Here is a 16,470-nt window from a genome sequence, read left to right on the forward strand (position 1 = left end):
TGTTTTATAAATAGTATATACAAACGCCTAAAATGTGTTAAAATAACTGATGATTTTATGCAGTGGGTAATTAGATGAGTAGGATGCGAGTGGCTAAGTAAATCTTCATCATAAATTTATGTGAACTTCACATAGAGCACATATTAACATTGTATTATGTATATGTACCAAATAAATAAATAAATAAAGTGAATGTAAGTTCTGTTTTCAAAAATTTAAAATCCTTTTATTTCTATATAAAAGTTTTAATCAAGGGTTTTAAAAAATTTGGAAATAGATCTTATGAATATGGAATTCATATAAAAGGGGAATGTCTTATGACAACATATACGAGTGAAATGAGAAAAACTTTAGTTTCAGAAGAAGATGTAGATATTTTAAAAATTATGGCGCATCCAATCCGACTGCAAATTGTAAATGAATTAAGTACGAGAAAAACTTGTAATGTAACACAATTAACAGAGTTACTGAATATTCCGCAATCTACTGTTTCACAACATTTATCAAAAATGAAGGGTAAAGTGTTACGAGCAGAGAGAAGAGGTTTAGAAATTTATTATCATATTAACAATTTAAAAGCGAGTAAGATTGTTAATGTTTTAGGGTATATAAACTAGTGAAATATTTTTATATAAAATAGCCCCTGCTGTTGAGCAGGGGCTATTTTGTGTTGTTTTATGTATTTGTATTTAAAACTTTATAGTTTTTATGATTTACAATTGTTCGATCAAATTCAAAAGTACCACCGCTTACATTTGTAATTTCAACTAAGACCGATTCAGTATAAAGTTTTAATACAGATCCTGTAATCTTTAAATTATTTCGTTGAAAAAGTATAGTATCCCCTACGTTTGCTTTCATAGTACCTCCTCATTAAAGACAAAAATATTTTTTTATTATATATATTAAACCACGGATAGATATATTAGTGAATATTTAGTTTTATTTATTGGAAAAAAATTTGTGATTTTATAAAAAATAAGGTGGATTGAAGTATAAAAAATTTTTCTATTGTATTTAATCAGTAGTTTTTTGTATTTCATCCTTCGTTTTTTGTAACTGATTCCATGTTTTTGACGCTCTATCTTGTAAGTGCTTACATAAACAAAAACATCTTATACAATGAAGGTGTCAAATCAAAAGAGGTGACCAAAATGAACATAAAAAAAGTAAATTTAGCGAATAGCATTGAAATAGAAAGAGGAGGCGGAAAGGTATGAAAAAATCAACTATTAATCCATGGCTTGTTGTCCTTGGCACAGTTATAGTACAAATGGGGCTTGGGACGATATATACATGGAGTTTATTCAATCAGCCTTTAGTTAGTAAATATGGTTGGAGTCTTAACGCTGTTGCGATAACTTTCTCAATTACTAGTCTTTCTTTAGCATTTTCAACTTTATTTGCGAGTAAATTGCAAGAAAAATGGGGACTTCGTAAACTTATTATGATAGCTGGATTAGCATTAGGACTAGGATTAATACTTAGTTCACAAGCATCCTCACTAATATTACTTTATGTACTAGCGGGAGTTGTTGTAGGTTATGCAGATGGTACAGCATATATCACTTCACTATCAAATTTAATAAAGTGGTTTCCAGAGCGTAAAGGTTTAATTGCTGGTATTTCTGTCTCTGCATATGGTTCAGGTAGCTTAATCTTTAAATACGTTAACGCACAGTTGATTGAATCAGTTGGTGTATCCCAAGCATTTATATACTGGGGTTTAATTGTTACAGCTATGATTGTAATTGGTGCTTGTTTAATCCATCAAGCTGCAGATCAAGGAGCAGTTCATGAAACAAAAACTGAGGAATACACAACGAAAGAAATGTTAGGCACAAAACAAGTATACTTATTATTTATCATGTTATTTACATCATGTATGAGTGGCTTATACTTAATTGGTATGGTAAAAGACATTGGTGTTCAACTTGTAGGACTTAGCGCAGCAACAGCAGCTAATGCGGTTGCTATGGTTGCAATCTTCAATACATTAGGTCGTATCATTTTAGGACCGTTATCGGATAAAATTGGGCGTTTAAAAATCGTTACTGGTACTTTTGTTGTTATGGCGAGTTCAGTCTTAGTTCTAAGTTTTGTAGATTTAAATTATGGTATTTACTTCGTATGTGTAGCAAGTGTAGCGTTTTGCTTTGGTGGAAATATCACTATTTTCCCAGCTATTGTTGGTGATTTCTTCGGTATGAAAAACCATAGTAAGAACTACGGAATTGTGTATCAAGGATTTGGATTTGGGGCGCTTGCAGGTTCCTTTATCGGTGCACTTCTAGGTGGATTCAAACCAACGTTCATGGTAATAGGTGTATTATGTGTCGTGTCATTCATTATCGCAATTTTAATTCAAGCACCTAAGCAGAAAAAAGAAAAAGAAGAAGAGTATCGCAGCGTAGCATAAGTATATAAATCTTCTATAACAATATGATTACGAAAAAGCATCCTATTCTATTAATTAGGATGCTTTTTTTATGAGTTATTTTAACAAGGTTAAATTACTTTTATGATTTTCATAGATGTAAAAGTGAGTGAAATGCCTATTTGGATTATATTGAAATACAATAAATTGATACATCGTATTCGAAATATATATTAAATCTTAAATGACAAAAAAGACATTCATTAGTATTTGTAAGATATATTTTCAGAAAAATATTGAGAAAATATATACTTGAGTTTTTCATAAAGCATTGTAAATGAACGTATCTCTAGTTTAGTTTCTTCAATTTTAAAAAGAGGACTTTGAATTTTATTTATAATATAAGTACTTTTAATGCGTTTACATATGATTTTATTAAGAAGCATTAAAATGGTTTATCTGAAAAATAAAAAAAGATTGACAAGTTTATTGAGAAACATTATCATTTCGGTGTAAGATGGTAAATGAAAAACATTATCAATAAAATGGATTTTAAAGTAATGCGCACTTGACCAATTAGTTTAGTAAGTGTATTATTTTTTACAACACAACTGATAATGAAAATCAATATCATCTGTGTTACTTAATGAAATTAATGTTTATGTGAAAGGATAGAGAAAATGAACTTAGGGGAATTTGATGGGAAAACAGTTTTAGTAACAGGTGCAGCACAAGGCATAGGCAGTGTCGTTGCCAAAATGTTTTTAGAAAGAGGAGCCACAGTTATTGCGGTTGATCAAAATGAAGAGGGGTTAAATGTACTCTTAAATCAAAATGAATTAAACAATACACGTATGAAAACGTTTCGTTTAGATGTGAGTGATAGCGCCGCTGTTGAAGACATGGTAAATCATATTGCAAATGAAATAGCGCCAATAGATATTTTAATAAATGTTGCAGGGGTTTTACGTATGGGACCAATTCATTCGTTAAGTGATGAAGATTGGAATAAAACATTCTCTGTAAATACGACAGGGGTTTTCAATATGTCCCGAGCGGTAAGTAAAAATATGATGTTAAGAAAATCGGGGGCAATTGTTACAGTCGGTTCAAATGCGGCAAATACGCCAAGAATGGAGATGGCTGCGTATGCTGCGTCAAAGGCCGCAACGACGATGTTTATGAAATGTTTAGGACTAGAGCTTGCGGCATACAATATACGCTGCAACTTAGTTTCTCCAGGTTCTACTGAAACTGAGATGCAAAGATTACTATGGGCTGATGAGAATGGAGCTAAAAATATAATTGCTGGTTCTCAAAATACATATAGACTCGGAATTCCATTACAAAAAATTGCACAACCTTCAGAAGTTGCTGAAGCAGTGTTATTTTTAGCCTCAGATAGAGCAAGTCATATTACAATGCACAATTTATGTGTTGATGGCGGTGCTACGTTAGGAGTTTAATAAAAATTCAGGAGGTTATTATATTATGAATGAACATATAGCTGTAAAGGAATTGTCAGAAAAACTTTTAGAAGATTATAAGACTGAATCTTCATTCTTTTTCGCTTCACCAACTCGAACGATATTAGCAGAAGGAGAGTTTACTACAGTAAAGCATCGTGAAATTGAAAGTTTCCCAGAGCTTGTGCAAGCGACATTAAGTAATGCGAAACAAGCTGGAAATCCAAATCCTATCGTTGTGGGTGCTTTGCCATTTGATCGTAGAAAAGAAGTCCAACTCATCGTACCAGAATATAGCAGAATTTCTGAGCGTTTACAATTGGATACAACAAATCAGCTTGAAACAAATGAGAATGTAACATTTGAAATGACACCAGTGCCAGACCCTGAAGTTTATATGAATGGTGTGAAGCAAGGAATTGAAAAAATACAGGACGGTGATTTAAAGAAAATCGTTCTATCCAGATCGTTAGATGTTAAATCTTCCGAAAAGATTGATAAGCAAAAACTTCTTCGAGAATTAGCAGAGCATAATAAGCATGGTTATACATTTGCTGTAAATTTACCGAAAGATGAAAAAGAGAACAGTAAGACGCTAATTGGAGCAAGCCCTGAATTACTTGTTTCACGTAATGGTATGCAAGTTATTTCTAACCCGTTAGCTGGTTCAAGGCCACGTAGTGAGGACCCAGTAGAAGATAAAAGAAGAGCAGAGGAATTACTTTCTTCGCCAAAAGATTTACATGAACATGCGGTAGTAGTTGAAGCGGTTGCCGCTGCACTTCGTCCGTATTGTCATACATTACATGTTCCAGAAAAGCCATCAGTTATTCATAGTGAAGCGATGTGGCATTTGTCTACAGAAGTGAAAGGTGAACTTAAGGATCCAAATACTTCTTCTTTACAATTAGCAATTGCCCTTCATCCTACGCCAGCAGTTTGCGGAACTCCGATGGAAAAAGCAAGAGAAGCTATACAGCATATTGAGCCATTTGACCGCGAGTTCTTTACAGGAATGCTAGGATGGAGCGATTTAAATGGAGATGGAGAATGGATTGTTACAATTCGTTGTGCTGAAGTACAAGAAAATACACTTCGTTTATATGCAGGAGCTGGAGTTGTTGCTGAGTCAAAACCAGAAGATGAGTTAGCAGAAACATCAGCTAAGTTCCAAACAATGCTAAAAGCTTTAGGGTTAAGAGATAGTTCACTTAATGAAAAATAGGGGGAAGAAAGAATGCTAGTAGGTTATACAGAATGGCCAAAAGAATTTGCCGATCGTTACCGAGAAGCAGGATGTTGGCTTGGTGAAACATTTGGAGGAGTGTTAAGAGAGCGGGCTGAGAAATATGGAGATCGAATCGCGGTTGTAAGTGGTAAGAAGTATATAACATATAGTGAACTTAATAAAAAGGTAGATCGTTTAGCAGCAGGTTTACTGAATTTAGGAATAAAGAAAGAGGACAGAGTTGTAATCCAGTTACCTAACATTATCGAGTTTTTCGAAATATGTTTTGCACTATTTCGAATTGGAGCGCTTCCTGTCTTTGCACTACCTTCACATCGAAGCAGTGAAATTAGTTATTTTTGTGAGTTTGGCGAGGCGAGCGCTTACGTTATTTCAGATAAGGCTCTCGGTTTTGATTATCGAAAATTAGCAAGAGAAGTGAAAGAGAAAGTGCCAACATTACAACATGTAATTGTAGTGGGAGAAGAAGAAGAGTTTGTGAACATAAATGATCTGTATATGGATCCCGTCTCATTACCAGAAGTTCAGCCAAGTGATGTTGCATTTCTCCAATTATCAGGAGGCACAACAGGTCTTTCTAAATTAATTCCTAGAACACATGATGACTATATTTATAGTTTACGTGTTAGCGCTGAAATTTGTAATTTGAATGCAGAAAGCGTCTATATGGCAGTTCTTCCAGTAGCACACAATTACCCAATGAGTTCTCCAGGGACATTTGGAACTTTCTATGCGGGTGGAAAAGTGGTATTGGCAACTGGTGGTAGTCCAGATGAGGCCTTTGCTCTTATCGAAAAAGAAAAAGTTACAATTACAGCGCTCGTTCCGCCATTAGCAATGATTTGGCTTGATGCTGCATCTTCTCGTAATGCCGATTTATCAAGCCTAGAGATTATTCAAGTAGGTGGTGCTAAGTTTAGCGCTGAGGTTGCAAAACGTATACGTCCTACATTTGGATGTACGTTACAGCAAGTGTTCGGTATGGCGGAAGGATTAGTGAACTATACAAGATTAGATGATCCGGAAGAATTTATTATTTATACACAAGGTAGACCAATGTCTGAACTCGATGAAGTACGAGTTGTTGATGAAAATGACAACGATGTACAACCTGGCGAAGTAGGTAGTTTATTAACAAGAGGTCCATATACAATTCGTGGTTACTATAAAGCCGAAGAGCATAATGCACGATCATTTACAAAGGATGGATTTTATCGCACAGGTGATCTTGTAAAAGTAAATGAACAAGGATACATCATTGTAGAAGGAAGAGATAAAGATCAAATTAACCGCGGTGGTGAGAAAGTTGCTGCGGAAGAAGTTGAAAATCATCTATTAGCACACGATGCGGTCCATGACGTAGCAATTGTATCTATGCCTGACGATTATTTAGGTGAACGCACCTGTGCTTTTGTTATAGCTCGCGGACAAGTTCCAGCAGTAAGTGAATTAAAAATGTTTTTAAGAGAACGTGGTATAGCGGCTTATAAAATTCCAGATCGAATTGAATTTATTGAAGCATTCCCGCAAACAGGAGTCGGAAAAGTCAGCAAAAAAGAACTACGTAAAGTCATTGCTGAAAAGCTTATTACAGTAAAACAATAATAAAAACCGGAAGGAAGTGATTAGATGGCTATCCCATCTATTTCAGTATATAAAATGCCAATTGAATCAGAACTACCAAAAAATAAAGTGAATTGGACACCAGATCCGAAACGTGCAGTACTTTTAATTCATGACATGCAAGAATATTTTCTTGATGCATATAGCGATAAAGAATCACCAAAAGTAGAACTTATTTCAAATATTAAAATGATAAGAGAAAAATGTAAGGAACTTGGTATACCAGTTGTTTATACAGCACAACCTGGTGGGCAAACGTTAGAACAACGAGGTTTATTACAAGACTTTTGGGGTGACGGTATACCTGCTGGACCAGATAAAAAGAAAATTGTTGATGAACTTACTCCTGATGAGGATGATATATTCCTCACAAAATGGAGATATAGTGCATTTAAAAAGACAAATCTATTAGAAATTTTAAATGAACAAGGAAAAGATCAACTCATTATTTGCGGTATTTATGCGCATATTGGCTGTCTTTTAACAGCTTGTGAAGCATTTATGGATGGTATAGAGCCGTTCTTTGTAGCAGATGCAGTTGCTGATTTTTCACTAGAGCATCATAAACAAGCATTGGAGTATGCATCTAATAGATGTGCAGTAACGACATCAACAAACCTACTGTTAAACGATTTACAAAGTGTAAAAGATGATGAGAGTGAAGGAATCACTATACAGGAAGTGCATGAACTAGTTGCACAACTACTTCGTGAGCCAGTAGAGAGTATTGATATTGATGAGGACTTATTAAATAGAGGGCTTGATTCGGTCAGAATTATGAGTTTAGTAGAGAAGTGGCGTCGTGAAGGGAAAGAAATCACTTTTGCACATTTAGCAGAACGTCCAACTGTTGCAGGTTGGTACAGTTTACTATCTTCACAAACAGCACAGGTGCTGTAACAAATAGACTACATAATAAAGGGGTAGTAAAGAATGCCTAACAGTCAAAAGATTCGTCATTCGTTATCATCTGCGCAGTCTGGTATGTGGTTTGCGCAACAATTAGATCCGCTTAATCCGATATATAATACTGGGGAATATGTAGAAATAAACGGGAATATTCATCAAGACATTTTTGAATTAGCTGTACGTAAAGTTGTAATGGAAGCAGAAGCACTTCACGTTCGCTTCGAAGAGGATGAAATTGGCCCATGGCAAGTTATTGAAGAATCACAGTTTCATATGCATTTTATTGACGTTCGGAAAGAAGAAAACCCTGAAGAAGCTGCTAAAGTATGGATGAAAAATGATTTATCTATGCCAGTCGATTTGAAAAAAGATACTTTATTTACTGAAGCACTTATTCAAGTTGAAAATAATCGTTTCTTTTGGTATCAGCGCATCCATCACATTGTGATGGATGGCTATGGATTTTCACTTCTTAGCCAAAAGGTAGCGAATGAGTATACATCACTTATAGAAGAAACAAATAAGAATGAAAAGCCATTTGGTTCTCTTGCAAAAGTTGTGCAAGAAGATATTGAGTATCGTGAGTCTAAACAATTTCAGGAAAATCGTACTTTTTGGTTAGAAAAGTTTGCAGATGCCCCAGAAGTTGTAAGTTTGGCAGAACGAGCACCGAGAACATCAAATGGATTTTCACGAGAAACAGCTTATTTATCTAGTTCTAGCACGAAAACTTTACTAGAAGATATCAATATTTCGTTAACAAGTTGGCCGGAATTCATTGTCGCTGTAACAAGTATTTATATGCATAAGTTAACAGGTGCAAATGATATTGTTTTAGGTTTACCGATGATGGGACGTCTAGGTTCGGTATCTATTCATACACCAAGTATGGTAATGAATTTAGTGCCACTTCGTATTACAGTAACTCCAAATATAACTCTTGCGGAATTATTGCAACAAGTTTCTAAAGAAATCCGAGATGTACGTCGCCATTATAAATACCGTCATGAGGAATTAAGAAGAGACTTAAAGTTACTAGGTGAAAATCAAAGGTTGTTTGGACCGTTAGTGAATGTTATGCCTTTTGATTACGGGCTAAATTTTGCTGGAAATCGTGGTATTACGCATAATTTATCAGCAGGACCTGTCGATGATTTATCAATAAATGTATATAAACGTTTTGATCAAAATGAGCTAATGATTCATTTTGATGCAAATCCTGAAGTATATAATGGCGCGGAGCTAGCATTGCATAAAGAAAGATTTATGAATCTATTTGAATTAGTAGTAAATAATTATGAGAAAAATGAGTCGATTGGAAAAATAAACATTACTCTGCCTGAAGAAAATCATAAAGTTTTATTGGAATGGAATGAAACGAAGGAAGACGATGAGTTAATCAGTCTGCCTATATCATTTGAAAAACAAGTGCAAAAAAATCCCAATAAACTAGCCATTACTTGTGACGGTGTAAACCTTACGTATAAAGAGCTAAATGAACGAGCGAATGAACTAGCACATTATTTAGTAGAAGAAGGAATACGACCAAACCAGTTTGTAGCTTTAGTATTCCCTAGATCAATAGAAATGGTAGTTAGTATGCTAGCAGTCTTAAAGGCTGGTGCAGCGTATTTACCAATAGATCCAGAATACCCAGCAGAAAGAATTAATTATATAGTAAATGATGCAAAACCAGTTTGTATCATAACACATTCATCTGTTTCATCTAAGTTAGTTATAGAAAATGATATGAAAAAAATTGTATTAGATGAAGAAGAAACGAAACTAGCGTTACATACATATTCTCGTATGAATATAGCATGTAAGAATGATGTATCACTTTTAAACCCAGCCTATACAATATATACTTCAGGCTCAACAGGAAACCCAAAAGGTGTAATTGTTCCTATGAGAGGTTTAAGTAACTTTTTAATGGCTATGCAACAAAAGTTTTCATTAAATGAAAATGATCATTTATTAGCAGTTACAACGTTTGCGTTTGATATTTCTGCTCTAGAAATTTATTTACCTCTTATTAGTGGTGCAAGTTTAACAATTGCGCAAAAAGAAGACATACAAGAGCCATCAGCATTAACGACACTTTTACAAGAAGAAAGAGTGACCATTATGCAGGCTACACCGACGCTTTGGCAGGCGTTAGTAACTGATTATCCAGAGAAGCTACAAGGGCTAAATATACTTGTTGGTGGTGAAGCTCTTCCAGCGCATTTAGCAAATAAATTAAAAGAATTAGGTTGCTCAATAACTAATTTATATGGACCAACTGAAACGACGATTTGGTCTACTTTCATGAACATTGATGAAGGTGAAAAGGGTATACCTCCTATTGGAAAGCCAATTTGCAATACAGAAGTGTATGTATTGGATGCAGGGTTACAACCAGTTCCACCTGGAGTTATTGGGGAATTATATATTGCAGGGGAGGGACTTGCAAGCGGATATTTAGGAAAACCGGAGTTAACAGCTGAACGGTTTATTGCAAATCCTTATGGAGAATCAGGGAAGCGCATGTACCGTACAGGAGATCTCGTGAAATGGCGTAGTGATGGTGCGTTAGAGTACATTAGTCGCGCAGATCATCAAATTAAAATTCGTGGATTCCGAATTGAATTAGCTGAAATTGAAACGGTATTACAACGACATAAAAATATTCAACAAGCGATAGTAATGGTACGAGAAGATCGTCCAAATGATAAGCGCATCATTGCGTATATCGTTGCAGAAGAAAAGGAACCGATTAATCTTTCAGAAATTCGTTCTTATGTTTCAGAAAGTTTAGCGAATTATATGATACCATCAGCATTTGTTGTGCTAGAAGAATTACCATTAACGCCAAATGGTAAGGTGGATAGAAAGAAATTACCTGCTCCTGATTTTAATGGAATGGACAATGAGAGGGTTGCTAGAAATCCGAAAGAAGAAATATTATGTGATTTATTTGCAGAAGTACTTGGTGTTTCTCGAATTAGCATTGATGATAATTTCTTTGAAATGGGTGGACATTCACTTCTTGCATCTCGTTTAATGGCAAGAATTCGTGAAACGTTAAGTGTGGAATTAGGAATTGGGAAACTATTTGAATCACCAACTGTTGCCGAACTGGCGAAACAATTAAACCATGCAAAAAGCGCAAGACCAGCTATTCAGAAAGCAAGTAGGCCAAATGAAGTTCCACTTTCATTTGCACAGCGCAGGTTATGGTTCTTAAATTGTTTAGAAGGTCCAAGTCCTACTTATAATATTCCGCTAGTCATTCGTATGAATGGAATATTGAATCGGGAAGCATTACAAGGTGCTTTTTATGATGTAGTTGAGAAACATGAAACACTTAGAACAATTTTCCCTAACGTATTAGGTAGTTCCTATCAGAAAATTTTAGATATGGAAAACTTAAATCTAGAAATGGTTATAACTAATACATGTAAAGATGAATTAGAAAGTGTACTTTCAGAGGCGGTAAGATATAGCTTTAACCTCGATTTTGAGCCGGCAGTTCGTTTGCAACTTTTTACAGTGAGTGAAAACGAACATGTATTATTAATTCTATTACATCATATTGTAGGTGATGGCTGGTCATTACAGCCGTTAACGAGAGATTTTACAGCGGCGTATAAAGCGCGATGTCAAGGTGACAGAGTTCAGCTGGAGTCACTTCCAGTTCAATACGCAGATTATGCACTTTGGCAACAGCAATTGCTAGGTGATGAAACGACACCAGAGAGTCTTATTTCAACACAATTAGATTTTTGGAAAGAAGAACTTAAAGGTTTACCAGACCAAATGGAGTTACCTACAGATTTCCAGCGTCCAATTGAGACGAGTTACCGCGGGGAAACAATTCATTTTCATATAGATGAAGGTATGCATAGTAGGTTAGTAGAGCTTGCACGTAAAAATGGAGTTAGTTTGTTTATGGTATTGCAAGCAGGGCTTAGTGCACTATTTACAAGATTAGGTGCAGGCACTGATATACCAATTGGAAGTCCGATTGCTGGAAGAAATGATGATGTACTTTCAGATATTGTTGGTTTATTTGTAAATACATTAGTGTTACGTACAAATACTTCAGGAGATCCAAGTTTTAAAGAATTATTAAATAGAGTGAAGCAGGTAAACCTTGCAGCTTATGAAAATCAAGATGTTCCATTTGAAAGGTTTGTTGAAGTATTAAATCCAGTACGTACTCGAAACAGCCACCCGTTGTTTCAAGTTATGTTAGCTTTTCAAAATACACCAGAAGCAACGTTTCATGTACCAGGTTTAGAAGCGAGCCTTGAAATTCAAAGCGTCGGTTCTGCAAAATTTGATTTAACATTTGAAATTAGTGAGAGTAACGGGGTTGATGGTACTCCGAACGGTTTACATGGATTACTAGAGTTTAGTACCGATTTATATAAACGTGAAACGGTTCAAAAACTAATAGAACGATTCATTTTGTTATTAGATGATGCAGCTACAAATCCGGATCAATCAATTGGCAGATTAGAAATATTAACTGTAGCAGAGAAAAATACAGTGTTAGAAAAGTGGAATGGTGGTTTTCAAATTGCACCAGAAATGACATTGCCACAATTGTTTGAAAAGCAGGTTCATATAAATCCAAATTCTATTGCTGTTGTCTTTGAAGATAAGAAATTAACTTATGAAGAGTTAAATAGAAAAGCAAATAAAATAGCTCGATTCCTAATAGCAAAAGGGATTGGTCCTGATCAACTCGTTGCTTTAGCGATGCCAAGATCATTAAACATGGTTGTAAGCTTATTAGCTGTTCTTAAAGCTGGTGCTGGATACCTTCCGTTAGATCCAGATTACCCAGCAGACCGCATTTCATTTATGCTACACGATGCGAAACCAACATGTGTTTTAACGAATTCAGAAGTGGAAATTGAATGTGATGAGGCACTAAAAGTTTTAGTTGATGATGTAAAAGTAATAGCAGAAGTTGAGAAATATAGTGAAGAAAATATTGATGAAGTGGAACGCATTAAGCCATTATCTCCATCACATATTGCTTACGTTATTTATACGTCAGGCTCAACGGGTAGACCGAAAGGCGTTATGATACCTCATCAAAATGTAGTAAGACTTTTAGGAGCAACTGATCATTGGTTCCAGTTTGGCGGAAACGATGTTTGGACGATGTTCCATTCATACGCTTTTGATTTCTCTGTTTGGGAAATTTGGGGACCTTTATTATACGGAGGGCGTTTAGTTGTAGTGCCACATACTGTAAGTCGCTCACCGAAAGAATTTTTACAGCTTCTTGTTAAAGAAAAGGTTACGGTTTTAAACCAAACTCCATCAGCGTTCTATCAATTGATGCAAGCAGATCGTGAAAATGAAGAGATTGGCCAAAAATTATCTTTACGATATGTTGTTTTTGGAGGAGAAGCACTTGAGCTAAGTCGCTTAGAAGATTGGTATAGTCGACATCCTCATAACGCACCAAAGCTTATTAATATGTACGGTATTACGGAGACGACAGTACATGTTAGTTATATTGAATTAGATGAAACTATCGTCTCTTTACGAGCAAATAGTTTAATTGGGTGCAGTATACCTGACCTTAAAGTGTATGTGTTAGACAACTATTTACAACCAGTGCCACCTGGAGTAGTTGGAGAAATGTATGTTGCAGGTGCAGGGCTTGCGCGTGGATATTTAGGAAGAGCAGGATTAACGGCTGAACGCTTTATCGCAGATCCATTTGGCAAGCCAGGTACAAGAATGTATCGTACAGGAGACTTAGCTCGCTGGCGTAAAGATGGGACGCTAGATTATATAGGACGTGCAGATCATCAAATCAAAATTCGTGGGTTCCGAATTGAATTAGGAGAAATAGAAGCAGTCATAATGAAGCACCCTAAAGTTGAGCAAGTAGCCGTTATTGTACGGGAAGATCAACCAGGGGATAAACGGTTAGTTTCTTATATCGTTGCATCAAATAATGAAGCGATTGATACGAATGAAATGCGTCAGTTTGCTAGTGGTAGTTTACCAGATTATATGGTTCCATACGCTTTTGTAGTAGTAAATGAGTTACCTTTAACTCCAAACGGTAAATTAGATAGAAAGGCATTGCCAGCTCCAGAATTTATCGCATCATCTTCTAGTCGTGGTCCAAGAACACCGCAAGAAGAAATGTTATGTGACTTGTTTACAGAAGTGCTAAGTGTACCTCAAATTGGAATTGATGACGGATTCTTTGATCTTGGTGGCCATTCACTCCTTGCAGTGCAGCTTATGAGCCGCATGAAAGAGGCGCTTGGAGTGGAACTAAATATTGGCACTTTATTTGCAGCACCGACTGTTGCAGGGTTAGCTGAAAGACTTGAGATGGGGAATGGTCAAAGTGCACTTGATGTGTTGCTTCCATTACGAGCAAGCGGGGATCAATTACCACTATTTTGTGTACATCCAGCAGGTGGATTAAGTTGGTGCTATGCAGGACTTATGAAATCTTTAGGAACAGATTATCCAATCTATGGTGTACAAGCACGTGGTATCGCTAAAAATGAAGAACTTCCAAAAAGTTTAGAGGAGATGGCGGCGGATTACTTGAAACACGTTCGTGAAGTACAGCCTCATGGACCATATCGTTTATTAGGTTGGTCGCTTGGAGGAAATGTTGTGCATGCAATGGCAGCGCAACTACAAAATGAAGGGGAAGAAGTAGAATTACTCGTTATGCTTGATTCTTATCCTGGACACTTCTTACCGAATACGGAAGCGCCTACTGAAGAGGAAGCGTTAATCGCATTACTTGCTTTAGGCGGATATGACCCAGATAACATGGATGGTAAACCACTTACAATGGAAAGTGCAGTTGAAATCCTTCGTAAAGATGGAAGTGCATTAGCAAGTCTTGAAGAAGAGACTATATTGAACTTGAAAGAAACATATGTAAATTCAGTAGGGTTGTTAGGGAAATATGTACCGAAAGTTTATAACGGAGATATCTTATTCTTTAGATCTACTGTTATACCAGACTGGTTTGATCCTATTTCTCCAAATACGTGGCTAAATTATTTAGACGGGCAAATTGTGCAGCACGATATTGATTGTAGACATAAAGATCTATGTCAGCCAGGTCCACTTACGGAAATTGGGCAAGTATTAGCGAAATATTTGCAGAATAAGAAAGGGGTAAGTAGAGTATGACGAATCCATTTGAAAATGATAATTACACATATAAAGTATTAATAAATGAGGAGGGCCAGTATTCTCTCTGGCCTGCTTTTCTCGATGTACCTATTGGCTGGAATGTCGTATATGAAGAAGCTAGTAGGCAGAGCTGCTTAGAATATGTTGAATATAACTGGAAAGATTTGAATCCACAAGGTAATCAAGTTCGCGAAAAAACATTAGTAGGAAAACGATAATGAAAGAAAAACTAAATCCAAAAGTAGTTGTAAGTATCGTTTATATAACTGCGATGTTTATGGCTGCGATGGACGCAACGATTGTAAATGTAGCACTGCAAACGATAAGTAGAGAACTACAAGTACCTGCATCTGCAATGGGGACGGTGAATGTTGGGTATTTAGTTAGTTTAGCTGTTTTCCTTCCGATTTCTGGTTGGTTAGGAGATCGTTTTGGTACGAAAAGAGTATTTTTAATTGCTCTTTTCGTATTTACAATTGCATCTGCTTTATGCGGAATGGCTAACGATATTACTTCATTGAATATTTTCCGTATTATTCAAGGTGCTGGCGGAGGGCTTTTAACACCGGTTGGAATGGCGATGTTATTTCGAACATTTTCACCCGAGGAAAGACCGAAGATTTCCCGGTTCATTATACTTCCAATTGCTGTAGCACCAGCAATTGGTCCTATCATCGGTGGTTTCTTTGTAGATCAAATGTCTTGGCGTTGGGCATTTTATATTAATCTACCGTTTGGAATCGTTGCATTGCTATTTGGACTTCTATTTTTAGCAGAACATGTTGAAAAATCAGCTGGTCGCTTTGATTCGCTCGGCTTTATTTTATCAGCACCAGGATTTGCGATGCTCATATATGCACTCAGCCAGGGACCATCAAAAGGGTGGATTTCTCCAGAAATTATGAGTACTGGGATAGCTGGGGTTGTATTCATTACATTGTTTATAATTGTAGAACTGAAAGTAAAGCAACCGATGTTAGATTTACGCTTATTAAAAGAACCAGTCTTTAGAAAGATGAGCATTATATCATTATTTTCATCAGCTGGTTTATTAGGAATGTTATTTGTTTTTCCTCTTATGTATCAAAATGTGATAGGAGTTTCCGCACTGGAATCAGGACTTACGACATTTCCAGAGGCGATTGGATTAATGATTTCTTCACAAATTGTGCCATGGTCATATAAGAAATTAGGAGCTCGAAAGGTAATTTCTATTGGATTAATATGTACGGCGGTTATATTTGTTTTATTGAGTTTTGTAAATCACGATACGAATCCGTGGCAAATCCGGGCATTATTGTTTGGTATCGGTATTTTCTTAGGCCAATCTGTCGGTGCGGTTCAATTTTCTGCCTTTAACAATATCACGCCGCCTTCTATGGGGAGAGCGACTACTATATTCAATGTGCAAAATCGACTAGGTTCAGCAATAGGAGTAGCGGTTTTAGCTAGTATACTAGCTGGTTTTGGAGGTAATAACGTTCAATCCGATTTTTTACCATATCAAGCAGCATTAATTGGGTCAGCAATATTTTTGCTCATAGCACTACTATTTTCTTTACGTATTTCCGATAAAGAGGTAATGTCAAAGAAGAAAGAAAAAACATTATCTGTATCAGAAAAAGAGAAAGTACTTGTCAATGAATAACAATATACGCATG

The 16,470-nt window shown here is 36.0% G+C and carries 10 protein-coding genes; 9 read left to right on the forward strand and 1 reads right to left on the reverse strand.

Translation table 11 applies throughout. The annotated features are described in order from the left end of the window. Nucleotides 1-317 precede the first annotated feature (317 nt). Entirely contained in the window at nt 318-617 is a 300-nt protein-coding gene (locus DN407_RS11055; protein ID WP_000214801.1) for an ArsR/SmtB family transcription factor, read from the forward strand. Between the two features lie 58 nt (nt 618-675). Here the strand turns inward: DN407_RS11055 and DN407_RS11060 are convergent, their stop codons facing one another. Further along, nucleotides 676-861 carry a YkvS family protein gene (locus tag DN407_RS11060; RefSeq protein ID WP_000646793.1) on the reverse strand — a complete coding sequence of 62 codons (186 nt, stop codon included), beginning with the start codon at nt 859-861 and terminating at the stop codon, nt 676-678. Nucleotides 862-1,216: 355 nt separating this feature from the next. Here DN407_RS11060 and DN407_RS11065 point away from each other — a divergent pair, with 355 nt between their 5' ends. The 8 genes from DN407_RS11065 to DN407_RS11100 all read left to right on the forward strand — a co-directional run bounded on the left by DN407_RS11065 (nt 1,217) and on the right by DN407_RS11100 (nt 16,457). Beyond that, nucleotides 1,217-2,419, forward strand: a complete 1,203-nt coding sequence (locus DN407_RS11065; RefSeq protein WP_000749848.1) for an L-lactate MFS transporter — start codon at nt 1,217-1,219, stop codon at nt 2,417-2,419. A 638-nt stretch (nt 2,420-3,057) separates the two neighbouring features. Then, nucleotides 3,058-3,843: a 2,3-dihydro-2,3-dihydroxybenzoate dehydrogenase gene (dhbA, locus tag DN407_RS11070; RefSeq protein WP_001048430.1), complete on the forward strand. Its 786-nt coding sequence runs from the start codon at nt 3,058-3,060 to the stop codon at nt 3,841-3,843. A gap of 25 nt (nt 3,844-3,868) precedes the next feature. Further along, nucleotides 3,869-5,068, forward strand: coding sequence for an isochorismate synthase DhbC (gene dhbC / locus DN407_RS11075; protein WP_001002075.1), 1,200 nt, complete (start codon nt 3,869-3,871; stop codon nt 5,066-5,068). Between the two features lie 12 nt (nt 5,069-5,080). Further along, nucleotides 5,081-6,697: a (2,3-dihydroxybenzoyl)adenylate synthase gene (locus DN407_RS11080; protein ID WP_149216245.1), complete on the forward strand. Its 1,617-nt coding sequence runs from the start codon at nt 5,081-5,083 to the stop codon at nt 6,695-6,697. A gap of 24 nt (nt 6,698-6,721) precedes the next feature. Beyond that, on the forward strand, nt 6,722-7,615 hold the full coding sequence (locus DN407_RS11085) for an isochorismatase family protein (RefSeq protein WP_001007253.1): 894 nt from the start codon (nt 6,722-6,724) through the stop codon (nt 7,613-7,615). 33 nt (nt 7,616-7,648) lie between these two features. Next, nucleotides 7,649-14,806, forward strand: a complete 7,158-nt coding sequence (locus DN407_RS11090; protein ID WP_149216246.1) for an amino acid adenylation domain-containing protein — start codon at nt 7,649-7,651, stop codon at nt 14,804-14,806. Beyond that, nucleotides 14,803-15,027 carry an MbtH family protein gene (locus DN407_RS11095; protein WP_000184059.1) on the forward strand — a complete coding sequence of 75 codons (225 nt, stop codon included), beginning with the start codon at nt 14,803-14,805 and terminating at the stop codon, nt 15,025-15,027. Before DN407_RS11090 ends, DN407_RS11095 begins: the two co-directional genes overlap by 4 nt. After that, nucleotides 15,027-16,457 carry an MDR family MFS transporter gene (locus DN407_RS11100; protein ID WP_000660192.1) on the forward strand — a complete coding sequence of 477 codons (1,431 nt, stop codon included), beginning with the start codon at nt 15,027-15,029 and terminating at the stop codon, nt 16,455-16,457. The genes DN407_RS11095 and DN407_RS11100 overlap by 1 nt, the downstream gene beginning before the upstream one ends. Nucleotides 16,458-16,470: the final 13 nt, after the last annotated feature.

Source organism: Bacillus sp. JAS24-2 (genome assembly GCF_008274905.1).
In the GTDB taxonomy this organism is placed as follows: domain Bacteria; phylum Bacillota; class Bacilli; order Bacillales; family Bacillaceae_G; genus Bacillus_A; species Bacillus_A cereus.

Coding starts and splice junctions, on each gene's coding strand:
- DN407_RS11085 (WP_001007253.1), top strand. CDS start 6,722: ATGGCTATCCCATCTATTTCAGTATATAAAATGCCAATTGAATCAGAA.
- DN407_RS11060 (WP_000646793.1), bottom strand. CDS start 861: ATGAAAGCAAACGTAGGGGATACTATACTTTTTCAACGAAATAATTTA.
- DN407_RS11055 (WP_000214801.1), top strand. CDS start 318: ATGACAACATATACGAGTGAAATGAGAAAAACTTTAGTTTCAGAAGAA.
- DN407_RS11090 (WP_149216246.1), top strand. CDS start 7,649: ATGCCTAACAGTCAAAAGATTCGTCATTCGTTATCATCTGCGCAGTCT.
- dhbC (WP_001002075.1), top strand. CDS start 3,869: ATGAATGAACATATAGCTGTAAAGGAATTGTCAGAAAAACTTTTAGAA.
- DN407_RS11080 (WP_149216245.1), top strand. CDS start 5,081: ATGCTAGTAGGTTATACAGAATGGCCAAAAGAATTTGCCGATCGTTAC.
- dhbA (WP_001048430.1), top strand. CDS start 3,058: ATGAACTTAGGGGAATTTGATGGGAAAACAGTTTTAGTAACAGGTGCA.
- DN407_RS11095 (WP_000184059.1), top strand. CDS start 14,803: ATGACGAATCCATTTGAAAATGATAATTACACATATAAAGTATTAATA.
- DN407_RS11100 (WP_000660192.1), top strand. CDS start 15,027: ATGAAAGAAAAACTAAATCCAAAAGTAGTTGTAAGTATCGTTTATATA.
- DN407_RS11065 (WP_000749848.1), top strand. CDS start 1,217: ATGAAAAAATCAACTATTAATCCATGGCTTGTTGTCCTTGGCACAGTT.